Annotated in this window: 13 protein-coding genes and 2 tRNA genes; 14 read left to right on the forward strand and 1 reads right to left on the reverse strand. The window is 36.7% G+C overall.

The window, feature by feature from the left end; translation table 11 throughout:
• Positions 1 to 137 precede the first annotated feature (137 nt).
• The 6 genes from K412_RS0113040 to K412_RS0113065 all read left to right on the forward strand — a co-directional run bounded on the left by K412_RS0113040 (position 138) and on the right by K412_RS0113065 (position 4130).
• Positions 138 to 1001, forward strand: a complete 864-nt coding sequence (locus K412_RS0113040) for a TerC/Alx family metal homeostasis membrane protein (RefSeq protein WP_024833527.1) — start codon at positions 138 to 140, stop codon at positions 999 to 1001.
• A gap of 349 nt (positions 1002 to 1350) precedes the next feature.
• Entirely contained in the window at positions 1351 to 1725 is a 375-nt protein-coding gene (locus K412_RS0113045; protein WP_024833528.1) for a hypothetical protein, read from the forward strand.
• 89 nt (positions 1726 to 1814) lie between these two features.
• On the forward strand, positions 1815 to 3161 hold the full coding sequence (locus K412_RS0113050; protein ID WP_024833529.1) for a CCA tRNA nucleotidyltransferase: 1347 nt from the start codon (positions 1815 to 1817) through the stop codon (positions 3159 to 3161).
• Between the two features lie 10 nt (positions 3162 to 3171).
• Positions 3172 to 3900, forward strand: coding sequence for a DUF554 domain-containing protein (locus K412_RS0113055; protein ID WP_024833530.1), 729 nt, complete (start codon positions 3172 to 3174; stop codon positions 3898 to 3900).
• A gap of 77 nt (positions 3901 to 3977) precedes the next feature.
• Positions 3978 to 4052, forward strand: a tRNA-Gly gene (locus tag K412_RS0113060).
• A 4-nt stretch (positions 4053 to 4056) separates the two neighbouring features.
• Positions 4057 to 4130 (forward strand) — tRNA-Gly (locus K412_RS0113065).
• A 134-nt stretch (positions 4131 to 4264) separates the two neighbouring features.
• On the opposite strand, the gene K412_RS0113070 is transcribed toward K412_RS0113065, so the two are convergent.
• Positions 4265 to 4465 carry a hypothetical protein gene (locus tag K412_RS0113070; protein ID WP_024833531.1) on the reverse strand — a complete coding sequence of 67 codons (201 nt, stop codon included), beginning with the start codon at positions 4463 to 4465 and terminating at the stop codon, positions 4265 to 4267.
• A 259-nt stretch (positions 4466 to 4724) separates the two neighbouring features.
• Here K412_RS0113070 and hprK point away from each other — a divergent pair, with 259 nt between their 5' ends.
• From hprK to spoIIAA, 8 genes are read left to right on the forward strand one after another with little or no spacing between them, the layout of a single operon-like run.
• Positions 4725 to 5651, forward strand: coding sequence for an HPr(Ser) kinase/phosphatase (gene hprK / locus K412_RS0113075; protein ID WP_024833532.1), 927 nt, complete (start codon positions 4725 to 4727; stop codon positions 5649 to 5651).
• Between the two features lie 34 nt (positions 5652 to 5685).
• The gene (locus K412_RS0113080) at positions 5686 to 6408 is read left to right on the forward strand and encodes a phosphatase (RefSeq protein WP_024833533.1); all 723 of its coding nucleotides are present in this window, start codon (positions 5686 to 5688) and stop codon (positions 6406 to 6408) included.
• Between the two features lie 2 nt (positions 6409 to 6410).
• Entirely contained in the window at positions 6411 to 7358 is a 948-nt protein-coding gene (gene murB, locus K412_RS0113085) for a UDP-N-acetylmuramate dehydrogenase (RefSeq protein WP_034847529.1), read from the forward strand.
• A gap of 33 nt (positions 7359 to 7391) precedes the next feature.
• Positions 7392 to 8267 carry an RNase adapter RapZ gene (gene rapZ / locus K412_RS0113090; protein ID WP_024833535.1) on the forward strand — a complete coding sequence of 292 codons (876 nt, stop codon included), beginning with the start codon at positions 7392 to 7394 and terminating at the stop codon, positions 8265 to 8267.
• Positions 8264 to 9568: a gluconeogenesis factor YvcK family protein gene (locus K412_RS0113095; RefSeq protein WP_024833536.1), complete on the forward strand. Its 1305-nt coding sequence runs from the start codon at positions 8264 to 8266 to the stop codon at positions 9566 to 9568. Before rapZ ends, K412_RS0113095 begins: the two co-directional genes overlap by 4 nt.
• A 4-nt stretch (positions 9569 to 9572) precedes the next feature.
• Positions 9573 to 11564: an amylo-alpha-1,6-glucosidase gene (locus K412_RS0113100; protein WP_024833537.1), complete on the forward strand. Its 1992-nt coding sequence runs from the start codon at positions 9573 to 9575 to the stop codon at positions 11562 to 11564.
• A gap of 19 nt (positions 11565 to 11583) precedes the next feature.
• Complete coding sequence (gene whiA, locus K412_RS0113105; RefSeq protein WP_024833538.1) at positions 11584 to 12525, forward strand: DNA-binding protein WhiA; 942 nt, start codon at positions 11584 to 11586, stop codon at positions 12523 to 12525.
• Between the two features lie 57 nt (positions 12526 to 12582).
• Positions 12583 to 12924, forward strand: a complete 342-nt coding sequence (gene spoIIAA, locus K412_RS0113110) for an anti-sigma F factor antagonist (RefSeq protein WP_024833539.1) — start codon at positions 12583 to 12585, stop codon at positions 12922 to 12924.
• Positions 12925 to 12945 lie beyond the last annotated feature (21 nt).

Genomic DNA, 12945 nt, shown 5'->3' on the forward strand with positions numbered 1-12945 from the left:
CCACATGGGAAGCAAGACCTTGAATGTAGTGCTTTTATACATTCAAGGTCTTTTTGTTTATATATATCTGCAATAAATTGTATGAATTATATATAGACTGGCAATATTAAAATAAAAACTAACTAGGGGGATAAGAAATGTCTACTAAAAAAGCACTAAAATGGGTTGGATTCTGGATGGCATTAGCCATAATATTTAATATCGGCGTTTTGCTGATTGAGGGTCCTGCCAAAGCATCAGAATTCCTTGGAGGCTATGTAATTGAATTAAGTCTCAGTGTTGATAACCTGTTTTTGTTCCTTATCTTATTTTCAAGCTTTGGAATACCGCCTGCCTATCAGAGAAGAGTTTTAAACTATGGAATACTTGGAGCTATAGTTTTAAGACTGATATTTATAGTACTGGGAATAACTCTTGTTAACAAAATTCACTTTATTCTGTATATCTTCGGAGTAATATTGATAATAAGCGGCTGCAAGATGATGTTTGGTCATGAAAAGCCTGTGGAACACAAGGATAATAAAGTATTAAAGATTATGGGCAAGTTTTTACCAATGACGGACAAGATGCATGAAGAGAGATTTTTTATTAAAGAAAACGGTAAGAGATATGCAACTCCTCTTCTGGCAATACTTGTACTTATTGAATCTTCAGATATCCTGTTTGCTATAGACTCAATACCTGCTATTTTTTCAATATCAACTGACCCATTTATAGTTTATACATCAAATATATTCGCCATATTAGGACTCAGAAGCTTGTATTTTGTTCTTGGTGCATTACAGGAAAGATTCAAGTATGTGAAATACGGTGTAGCACTTATACTTGTATTCACAGGTGTAAAACTTGGTATTTTGTTCTTTGATCTTGAAATACCTATACTTATCTCACTGCTTACAATATTTACAATATTAGTAGGCAGCGTAATTTTCTCAGTATTTAAGTCAAAAAGTGAGGAAAAGAAGGAAAAAGAAATTAAGCTTAAAAAAGTAGATCTATAAAAAAGCATAAAATGGCCTAAGAAGCATATGTACTTCTTAGGCCATTTTCGTTAGCAGTCATGATGATCATTTCCGCAGCAGCATGCAATAATGAAAATAATAATCAGACCCCATATTATTCTTTCGTCGATACAGTTACATCCACCAAAGAAACCTTTCTTGTGAGACATAGGTATACAACTCCCTCCAAAGATTAATGATAAACTTTTTAGCTTGGTAACTAAATGGCTAATAACATAGTATTCATTGAAGATTAATTGTGTTACACATCTTGAAATATTTGGTTAGCATTATGCGTTAAAGAAAATATAATAAAATATAAATCTTTTTACGTTATATGGAGGTATATATGAGGCTAATACGAAAAAAGAAGAGTAAGAATAAGTCCGCAAATGTAAAGCTTACTGTTCCTGAAAAAAGTCTGTTAATACAAAAGCAGCATATAAATTACCATGAATATGAGGGGCAGACAGTAACAGTCTTTGTAAATTCCGGTGGCGCAGCGGGAAATGGGTTTACGGGGGTTTTACTGCTTCAAACGGACTCATATCTAAAGCTTTTAATTCTGCCGTCAGCACCACCCCAGTGTTCTTTAGGAAATGCTTGCGGCAGTAAAAATATTAATTATTCCTTCTGCACTCTCTGTCCTTACAACCAAACAATAGGGACAATAGCTGAGATTCCTCTTGAAGCCGTCACAGCCTTTGTACATAATATTACATAAAGCAATGATTAATTTATTATGTATTAGAAATTGAATATTGTGATACAATTACTATTGTTATATATAAACACGGTAAAAAAGGGATATGTATGATTTTATGTGAAAAATTTGATTTTCCCGAAAATGCGGGATATGTTATAAAAAAACTAAATGAGGCTGGATACGAAGCTTATTTTGTGGGAGGCTGTGTAAGAGATAGTATCCTTTGTAAAACACCTTATGATTGGGATATAACAACAAATGCACTGCCTGTTGACATAAAAAAGATATTTGATAAAACCTATGACACCGGTATAAAGCATGGTACAGTTACTGTACTCGCAGGTGAAATGAGTTTGGAAGTTACAACATATAGGATAGATGGAGATTATAAAGATTTTCGACGCCCGGAAAATGTTGAGTTTACCGCAAGCCTCAGGGAGGACTTAGCAAGAAGGGATTTTACTATTAATGCATTGGCATATCATCCTGAACACGGTCTGGTTGACTTTTTCGGAGGTTTACAGGATTTAAATAAACAAGTGATAAAAGCCGTTGGTGACCCGGAGCAGAGATTCAGGGAAGATGCTCTTCGCATGATGCGAGCAATAAGATTCTCAGCTCAGCTGGGGTTTACCATTGAAGAATCTACATTTGAAGCTATAAAAAACAATTCAGCACTTATAGCCAATATCAGCAGCGAGAGGATAAGGGATGAACTGAGTAAAACCTTGGTATCAGAGAATCCTTTAAATTTCAATTATCTCCACCAGACAGGAATTTTACCATACATTTTGCCGGAGTTTGAGCTATGCTATAAAACTGAACAGGTAAATCCTTATCATATTTACAATGTAGCAGACCACACAATGTATTCAGTAAAAAGTATTGAGAATGATTACATTCTCAGATGGACAATGCTTTTGCATGATGTAGGTAAACCACCAAGAAAAACAACTGATGCAAAAGGAATAGATCATTTTTACGGGCATCAGGCAGTAAGCTGTGAAATTGCAAAAAAAGTACTTAATCGGTTGAGGTTTGACAAGGACTCAATAAGGAAGATTGTTTTGCTTATAAAATACCATGATATGGATATAGAGGATAATCCAAGATCTATAAGAAAAGCAATAAATAAGATAGGGGATGAGTTGTTTCCCTTGCTGTTAAAGGTTCAGAAGGCCGATAAAATGGCACAGAATCCGGATTTTCTTGCCGAGAGAATAGTAAAATGGAATAAAATAGAGAAGATTTATTCAGATATAAAAAGTGAACAGCAATGCTTGAATAAAAAAGATATGGCTGTTAACGGAAATGATTTAATAGTGTTGCTTGGAATGAAACCTGGAATAGAAATACGTGAAATGCTGGATTATTTATTTGATTGTGTATTGGAATGTCCAGAGCTTAATGAAAAGCAAAAATTATTAGAAATTGCGAAAAAACGAATGAAGTAGGGGAGAGGTTATGACTGGGGTTGGAACAATTGTAAATGCAGGTGCCGTAATTTTTGGAGGACTGGCAGGGACAGTACTTAGAAATGGTATCCCTGAAAAGTATAAAAATATTGTAATGCAGGCCATAGGTTTATCGGTGGTTTTTATTGGGATATCTGGTACAATAAAGGAAATGGTCACAATAGTAGATGGCAATAAGTTGGACAGGCAGTATATAATGCTTATGATTTTCAGCTTAGTAATAGGCGGTCTTATAGGGGAGTTTTTGAAAATAGAAAAAAGACTTGAAAACTTGGGAACATGGTTTCAAAAAAGGATTCCTGACAAAGGAGGATATTTTTCTGATGGCTTTGTGACTGCAAGCCTTGTTTTTTGTGTAGGTGCCATGGCTATAGTTGGGGCTCTGGAAGATGGTCTTTCAGGGAATCCTTCAACATTATTTGCAAAATCTATTCTTGATGGAGTTACATCTTTGGTTTTTGCTTCAACACTGGGCATAGGTGTTGCGTTTTCGGCTATACCTGTATTTGTTTATCAAGGTGGAATAACCCTACTTTCGGGGGTTATAAAACCATGGCTTTCTGATGCCGTAATTTCTCAAATGTCCCTTATAGGCGGAGTATTAATATTTGCAATAGGTATTAATCTTTTGCAGATTAAGAAGATAAGTGTAGGGAATTTACTTCCGGCTGTTTTCATACCTGTATTTTACTATATAATAAAAATGCTCTTTATGTAGAAAAAATTACATTTTATTAAATAAACGGGTTGACAAATCATTTACTGCTGGGTATAATATCTCTTGCAGTCAGTGATGCGGGTTTAACTCAGCGGTAGAGTGTCACCTTGCCAAGGTGAAAGTCGCGAGTTCAAATCTCGTAACCCGCTCCACTTTGCGGGTGTAGTTCAATGGTAGAACATCAGCCTTCCAAGCTGATTGCGTGGGTTCGATTCCCATCACCCGCTCCACAATTTGTCTGAAAAGCCTGATTTTATCAGGCTTTTCAGCGTTATATAAACAAAAAAAGGATACTATTTTGAAGTGAAAATTCAAAATTAATGTCCTTTTTGCATTTTAAAGAGAAAAGGTACGAAATACCTTACTACATTGCTGCAATTAACTTCTTAACTCCTACCATATTTATCGCTCTCCTTATGTTATAGGCAAGGAAGCTAAGCCCCAGCTCTGCTGATGCTTTCTCTTTACCTTTGCATAACAGATAGTGTGCTCCGTGATACCATTTAACAGTTCCAAAAGATATTTCATCAAGAAATTCATAAAAATCCGAATGTTGGGAATACATAGCCTATAAAATAGTATATAGGATTCTTAACTTTTATGGTAAAAGGAGGAAAATGTATTCACAGCATATAAAGTTGTGTAAGTTATCCAATTTCTATTCTTTTTGATTTTCATGCAATGGAAATAGCGCTCAGAGCACAGTTTTTATCCAGCCCATTTCCTTTTTATCTCCATTATACTATAATAATAGAGTATGTATCTTAAAGAAGAAAACAGGTGCATTGTGTTAGCCTAATATACAACGAATTGAGGTGTTTCAGATGTTTTCTGTAACCATAAAAGAGATAATGGAAGAGTTTCAGCTTGAAGAACTGACCGGAACCCCGGATTGCGACAATGTGGAAATCTCATCAGCCGATGTGAACAGGCCGGGACTACAGCTTGCCGGATACATGGAATATTTTGGAACTGATAGAATGCAGATAATAGGTAAAGGTGAAACTGCCTACTTGATGCAGTTGACAGAAGAAGAACGATATAAGAGACTGGATAACTTTTTTAAATGTGGATTTCCGTGTATGGTTGTAGCAAGAGGATTAGGGGTTTTTCCTGAAATGATAGAAGTAGGGCGTAAATATAACATTCCTGTTTTAAGGACAGACGATGTTACATCCAGATTTATGAGTGGTGTTATAAGATACCTTAATCTTCAGCTTGCACCAAGAACAAGTATGCACGGTGTTCTTGTAGAAGTATACGGTGAGGGAATACTTATACTCGGAGAAAGCGGAGTTGGAAAAAGTGAAATAGCTTTGGAGTTGGTAAAAAGAGGGCACAGACTTGTAGCAGACGATAATGTTGAGATTAGAAAGGTTTCGGATAAGACTCTTGTAGGTACTGCTCCTGACATCATACGTCACTTTATAGAGATAAGAGGTATAGGTATTCTTGATGTAAAAAACCTTTATGGTGTAGGCTCTGTAAAGATGACAGAGAATATAAACCTTGTAATAAAACTTGAACATTGGAATGATAAGAAAATATATGACAGACTTGGACTTGAAGATGAATTTACTGATATATTGGGTCTAACAGTCCCATGCCTTAATATTCCTGTTAGCCCGGGCAGAAATCTGGCTATTATAGTTGAGGTAGCTGCCATGAACAACAGACAGAAAAAAATGGGGTACAATGCTGCAAAGGCTCTTAGTGAAAGAGTCCTGGGAAATATAAATAAAGATATATAAATACTTTTAAAACCCTGCTGAGGAGGTAGGAGCGTTGAATATAGTAGTTGATACACATACACATACAATTTCAAGCGGACACGCATACAGTACAGTTCAAGAAAACGCAAAAGAGGCTTATGTAAACGGAATTAGCATGATTAATATTTCAGACCATGGTCCTGCAATGAAGGGAGCTCCATTTCTATATCATTTCGGGAATCTTCGAGTCATACCGGATATATTGTATGGAGTAAGGATTATTCGTGGAGTAGAAGCTAATATAATAGATTATAATGGTACGGTTGATATGCCGGAGGGATACTTAAAAATGTTGGAGCTGGTTCTGGCCAGCTTTCATGATATCTGTATAGAGCCTTCTACCATTGAAAATCACACCAATGCAGCCATTGAAATATTAAAAAATCCGTATATAGATATTTTTGCTCATCCCGGGAATCCCCAATTTCAGATAGATATTGAGAAGGTTGTTAAAACCGCTAAGGATTACAATAAGCTTATTGAACTAAACAATCATTCCTTTTTTGTACGCAGGGGAAGTGAAGAGAATTGCAGGGAAATAGCACGAATGTGTAAAAAATACGGTGTAAGGGTAACAACCGGGACAGACTCTCACATTAGTTTCAGTATTGGCAGGTTTGATAATGTCATGAAAATTTTAAAAGAAGTGGAAATGCCAGAGGAACTGGTTATTACTACTTCTGTTGAGAAGATGGAAAATTATCTGTCCGAAAGGAAAAAACGTATTAAGAAATAGATATTCTGGAGAAGGAGGAATGCGTTATATTACAGATTGAAGAGTTTGTTCAGAAGCTAGTTTCTGTTACCGGAAAGGACGGAGTGTCAGTTAATGAACCTATGGCTAATCATACCTCCTTTAAAATAGGCGGGCCTGCGGATATCATGGTTTACCCTAGAAACAGTAGTCAGCTTGGATGTGTTGTCAGAGAGTGCATAAAGTCCAATATGCCTTTTATGGTTATGGGAAATGGTACTAATCTGCTGGTGTCAGACAAGGGAATTAGGGGTGTCGTAATTAAAATTTATGACAACATGTCAGCTTACAAAGTTGACAATGATTCAATTGAAGTTGAAGCAGGAATACTTGTTTCCAAGGCATCTAAACTGGCCCTTGAAAATTCCCTTACAGGACTTGAATTTGCAGAAGGAATCCCAGGTACTGTAGGAGGGGCAGTGACTATGAATGCGGGAGCCTATATCGGTGAAATGTGTATGGTTGTTCATCAGACCGAATACATGGATAGGGAAGGCAATATCAGGACCATAACCGGGGAGGAACATTGTTTTTCCTACAGAAACAGTATTATACAGAAATCAAAAGGGATAGTTCTGAAAACAAGGTTAAAGCTTCAGAAGGGTGACAGTATAAAAATAAAAGAAAAAATGGATGAGTTCAATTTTAAGCGACGGGATAAGCAGCCTTTAGAATGGCCCAGTGCAGGAAGTGTTTTTAAAAGGCCTCAGGGACATTTTGTTGGCAAGCTTATTGATGATTGCGGACTCAGAGGATACGGAATTGGAGGGGCACAGATATCAGACAAACACAGCGGCTTCATTATAAATCGGGGAGGCGCTACATGCAGTGATGTTTTAGCCTTGATAAAGCATATACAGAATACGGTTAATGAAAAATTTGGTGTTCAGTTAGAACCTGAACTAAGGATTATAGGAGACTTTAACGGATAAAGATTACACATACAAAAGATTTGGGGGATTAGGATGAGATTTGTAATAGTAACGGGAATGTCAGGTGCGGGCAAAAGCCTTGTTACCAAGTATTTAGAGGATATAGGATTTTTCTGCGTTGATAATCTTCCTCCAGCACTGATTCCCAAATTTGCCGAAATCAGTGCCCAGAGTGAGGGTAAAATGGAGAAAATTGCTCTGGTTATAGATATAAGAGGCGGTGAACTTTTACACGACCTTTTCCCTGCTTTGGCAGATGTCAAGGAATCAGGCTTTAGCTATGAAATACTTTTTCTTGAAGCAGATGATGATGTACTTGTAAAAAGATATAAGGAAAGCAGAAGACAGCATCCATTAGCACCGGAAGGCCGTCTTATTAAGGGAATCAGAGAGGAAAGAAAAGCACTTCAGACAATAAAATCAAATGCAAACTATATAATAGATACATCGACTCTGGTAACCAGACAACTAAAACAGGAGATAAACAGTATATTCCTAGAAGGTAAGACTTTTAAAGGGATAATAATCAATGTGGTATCTTTTGGATTCAAGTATGGAATTCCAACAGACTGTGACCTTGTTTTTGATGTCAGGTTTATACCTAATCCTTATTATATAGCTCCTATGAAGAAGCAGACAGGAAAGGATCAGATGGTTAAGGAATTCGTTCTAAATGCTTCCGAAACAAAGGAGTTTATATCAAAGCTGGACGATATGCTGGATTTCCTGATTCCAAATTATATAAAAGAGGGAAAATCTCAATTAGACATTGGAATAGGTTGCACAGGCGGAAGGCATAGGTCGGTTGCAATTGCTGATGAAATATATAGAAGATTGGAAGAAAAAATGCATAGAGTGGTTATTGAACATAGGGATATAGAGAAAGACGGTAAAGGGGTTGGAAAATGAGTCGGTTCAGTTGGATGAAGCCTGGCGCCAGAATCAAAAGGTGGATAGTATTGCTTTCTGCAGGTATAGCCTTAATATGTTTCAGTATCTTATTTACCATATATAATTACGATAAGGGAGTCCCATACATTATTGAAATGGCTACATTGGGGTTTTTGGGTCTTGCAGGTGTTTTTGCAGCTTTCAGACTTCTTGTGAAAAATTTTGCAGGTAAGTTAATGAACGGACAGGATATAAGCAGTCTTCTCCATGAAAAAAAATTTTCGGTCAATGGGCCTAAAATAGTGGCAATAGGAGGAGGTACAGGTCTTTCTACAATGCTACGAGGCCTTAAACAGTATTCGTCAAATCTTACTGCTTTGGTTACGGTGGCTGATGACGGAGGAGGTTCAGGAGTTCTCAGGGAGGATTTGGGCATGCTGCCTCCGGGTGACATCCGAAATTGTATTCTTGCATTAGCAAATACAGAGCCCATAATGCAAAAACTGCTTCAATACAGATTTCAGGATGGAATGTTAAAAGGACAGAGCTTCGGAAACCTGTTTTTGGCAGCAATGGACGGCATTTCAGACAGCTTTGAAGAAGCTGTAAAAAAAATGAGTGATGTTCTGGCGGTAACTGGAACGGTTTTGCCTATTACTCTTGAAGATGTAAGGTTATGTGCTGAAACAGACAATGGAAACACAATTCTTGGGGAGTTTAATATAGGTCACAGAAGTAAAAATGATAACTCCAGAATAAACCGGGTTTTCTTCAATCAGACAAATGTTAAGCCCCTGAATGAAGCAATTGAAGCCATTTTGGAAGCGGATATTGTTGTACTAGGACCTGGAAGTCTTTATACCAGCATAATACCCAATCTTTTGGTAGACGGAGTATGTGATGCATTGGGTAAAACAAGGGGTGTTATAGTATACGTATGTAATGTAATGACACAGCCTGGTGAAACTCAAGGCTACAAATTGAGTGATCATATAAAGGCAATAGAAAAACACTCACAGAGGGGTTTGATTGATTACTGTATTGTTAATACATCAACAATTCCTGAAGAAATGATGGAAAGATACCGCAAAGACGGAGCAGAGCTTGTCAAGGTTGATTTTGACGTAGTAAAGAAAATGGGTATTGAGATAATTACCGGAGATTTTAAAAGTATAAATAATGGTTATGTAAGGCATGATTCAAACAAGATTGCCAAAAATATTATGGAACTGGTAACAGAACTTGTTCTGGCAAATGACGGAGACAGAATACTTGACTATTATTATGCAAAAGATAGAATCAATAAAATCGGAGGCTGATAACATGGACTTTGGAAAAAGCTGCTGGTACAGCTACCAGCAAGGCTGTCAAAGAGAATGGTTAATCACTAACGGCATCGGAGGCTATTCGTCATTGACCCTGATATGTTCCAATAACAGAAGATACCACGGATTGCTGGTTTCTGCATCTGTACCTCCTACTAAAAGGCAGCTCCTTCTCTCCAATATTCTCGAAGACATGAGCTTTGAAGATGGAACTACTGTATCTCTTAGCTCCTTTCAAACAGGCAGTGGATATATAAATAATGGCTATGTACATCTGCAAAGGGTTGAATATAATTATCTGCCAGAATTCGTATACTCTTATAAAGATATTTTTATAAAGAAGAAAATATCAATGAAGCAGGGAGATAATACCGTAATTGTACAATATGAAATACGAAATGGGAGTAAAGAAGCAGTTTTTAAGCTTACTCCTCTTGTAAACAACAGAGATCATCATTATACCAGTAAAAGCAGTCATTTTAAATTCAGAATAAAACATGAAGCAAATGTAATCCGTGTATCAGGAAATGGAGAATCGGAAATCAGGTTTCTGGTTGATGGCGGTGAATTTAAAAGCTATAATGACTGTTTTTTTTATGACATGCTATATGAGGTTGAAAGGGAAAGAGGATTGGATTACACTGAAGACCACTTTATACCTGGTTGCTTCAGTATAAAAGTTAAACCCTGGGAAACAAAGATAGTTTCATTTATTGCAACAACTGAAAACTATGACCTTGAAAGTATAAATGCTTCCCGGGTTATAAAATTAGAAGAAGAAAGATTAAAAGAGCTTCTGGACAGGGCCGGTATTCAGAATGAGCTATGCAGAAGACTGGTACTTGCAGCGGACAGCTTCATTGTATATAGAAAATCAACTAAATCAAAGACGATAATAGCTGGGTACCCATGGTTTACAGATTGGGGCCGCGATACCATGATTGCTTTTAGCGGCCTTACATTGGCAACAGGAAGATACGGGGATGCTAAAGATATATTGCTGACATTCTCAAAGTATGTTAATCATAGTCTTATACCAAATATGTTTCCTGACGATGGAGAAGAACCGGCTTATAACAGTGTAGATGCTGCTTTGTGGTATTTTGAGGCTGTTAATAGTTATCTTTCTTACACAGAGGACTACAATTTTATTAAGAATAGAATATACGACAGTCTGAAGGACATATGCAAAGGATTTTTAAATGGTACCATCTATGACATTAAAATGACGGATGACGGCCTTGTAACGGCAGGTAGTGAAAATACGCAGTTAACATGGATGGATGCAAAAGTAGGAGACTGGGTAGTCACACCTCGACATGGAAAAGCTGTAGAAATTAATGCTTTATGGTATAACGCATTAATGATTATGTCAAGTCTTGCTGAGAAATTTGGCGATATAGACATCTATTCTGATATAGCTTCCAAAACTAAGAAGTCATTTCAAAAGGAGTTCTGGAATGAAAATGATGAGTGCTTATATGATGTAATTAATTCGGAAGGTAAAGATGCAGATATAAGACCAAATCAAATTCTGGCCATCGGCCTTTCCTATCCGGTTATTGAGGGAGAAATGGCTGAAAAAATTCTAAATAAGGTGTGGAAGGAGTTATATACGCCTTATGGACTTAGGTCATTATCTAGTAATAACAGTAAATATAAGGGAGTTTATTGTGGAAATCAGCTTGAAAGAGATGGTGCATACCATCAAGGTACAGTCTGGACATGGCTTTTGGGAAGGTTTATTAAAGCATATGTCAACATAAAAGGCGGAACAGAGCAGGCACGCCGAAATGCCCTGGAATTTATAAATCCGTTTTCAGATCATGTAAAAAACAGTGGATTAGGTAGTATTTCCGAAATATTTGACGGAGATAACCCTCACTACCCTAGAGGATGTTTTGCACAGGCGTGGAGTGTATCGGAGATACTAAGAGCTGCTGTTGAAGACATAGGTATTGACCAGTTTGGTCAAAGAATAAATTATTAGTGTGTGGGAGTGTTGTTAAGTGTCTTTTTCGACTATAGTAAAAGATGAGCTTTGCAGGATTGAGCTACATGAGGAATGTTGCATGAAGTCCGAAATTTTAGGAGTTATCCTCACAGGTAACCTCTTTTCCCATGAAAAAATATTAAGAAATACAAAGGTGGTTACTGAGAATGCTGCTTTTGCCAGAAGAATATATTCAATATTCCGGAGAATTTATGGTATTTGCCCGGAGGTTGCTATCAGAAGAAGCAGCAAACTCAAAAAGCATGTATCCTATTCTCTTACCCTTGTACCGAAGCAGATGATAAACAAAATACTGTATGACTTTGGAATAAGTGCTTTTTCTGGAGATGAATATATTCCTACTGCAAGTACACTTGAAAAGGTATGCTGTAGAAAAAGCTTTTTAAGGGCGGCTTTTCTTTCAGGAGGTTCAATAAGCGACCCCGAAAAAACATATCATTTGGAAATAGCAACTCACAATATAATGTCTGCCGAAATTATTAAAGATTTGCTGGATGATTATGATATAAACACAAAGATAATCAAACGAAAAGGCAGCTTTGTTGCTTATATAAAAGAAGGAGAGCAGATAGTAGATTTCCTTAATATTATTGGTGCACATACAGCCCTTATGGAACTTGAAAATGTAAGAATACTAAAAGATATGAGAAACAGTGTAAACAGGATAGTGAACTGCGAAACGGCGAATCTTGAGAAAACTGTAAATGCATCTATTAGACAAATAGAAAATATAAAGTATATTCAATCCACTATAGGAATAGATAAGCTTCCTGAGAACCTTGCAGAGATAGCTGAATTAAGGATGCAATTTAGTGACGCAAGCCTTAAAGAACTTGGAGAGATGCTTCATCCAAAACTTGGGAAATCAGGAGTTAACCACAGATTGAGAAAACTAGACGAAATTGCTGATGAGATTAGAAAAAATAATGAAAGGTAAAATCAGGGAAATATAGAATCTGTTACTGTGAATATTATTACATAGGAGGAAACAGGTTTGGATGTTAAGCTTTCAAAAAAAGGGACAACCCTTGTGGTAAGAATAATGGAGGATATGGACCATCATTCTGCACAGTATCTCAGACAAAAGATAGACAGTGAGATTACCAAAGCAACCATAAAAAATATTATATTTGATTTTACCAATGTAAACTTCATGGACAGTTCTGGCATAGGAGTTGTTGTAGGCAGGTACAAAAATGTTTGCAAGTTAAACGGTAAGGCGGCTATAGTAAATGCAAATCCAAAAATATTACAAATATTTGAGATGTCTGGAGTATTGAAGATTATTCCTGTGTACAACAGTTTGGATACAGCTATTTCAAGCATGTGCGGTTAATATTGTAACATCATGTTAAAG

Origin of the sequence: Ruminiclostridium josui JCM 17888 (assembly GCF_000526495.1) — a bacterium.
GTDB classification, from domain to species: Bacteria; Bacillota; Clostridia; order Acetivibrionales; family DSM-1351; genus Ruminiclostridium; species Ruminiclostridium josui.

What these genes read in the sequence shown, in the direction of transcription:
- K412_RS0113040 (WP_024833527.1), top strand. Translation starts at nt 138, where the DNA reads ATGTCTACTAAAAAAGCACTAAAATGGGTTGGATTCTGGATGGCATTA.
- K412_RS0113045 (WP_024833528.1), top strand. Translation starts at nt 1,351, where the DNA reads ATGAGGCTAATACGAAAAAAGAAGAGTAAGAATAAGTCCGCAAATGTA.
- K412_RS0113050 (WP_024833529.1), top strand. Translation starts at nt 1,815, where the DNA reads ATGATTTTATGTGAAAAATTTGATTTTCCCGAAAATGCGGGATATGTT.
- K412_RS0113055 (WP_024833530.1), top strand. Translation starts at nt 3,172, where the DNA reads ATGACTGGGGTTGGAACAATTGTAAATGCAGGTGCCGTAATTTTTGGA.
- K412_RS0113070 (WP_024833531.1), bottom strand. Translation starts at nt 4,465, where the DNA reads ATGTATTCCCAACATTCGGATTTTTATGAATTTCTTGATGAAATATCT.
- hprK (WP_024833532.1), top strand. Translation starts at nt 4,725, where the DNA reads ATGTTTTCTGTAACCATAAAAGAGATAATGGAAGAGTTTCAGCTTGAA.
- rapZ (WP_024833535.1), top strand. Translation starts at nt 7,392, where the DNA reads ATGAGATTTGTAATAGTAACGGGAATGTCAGGTGCGGGCAAAAGCCTT.
- K412_RS0113095 (WP_024833536.1), top strand. Translation starts at nt 8,264, where the DNA reads ATGAGTCGGTTCAGTTGGATGAAGCCTGGCGCCAGAATCAAAAGGTGG.
- K412_RS0113100 (WP_024833537.1), top strand. Translation starts at nt 9,573, where the DNA reads ATGGACTTTGGAAAAAGCTGCTGGTACAGCTACCAGCAAGGCTGTCAA.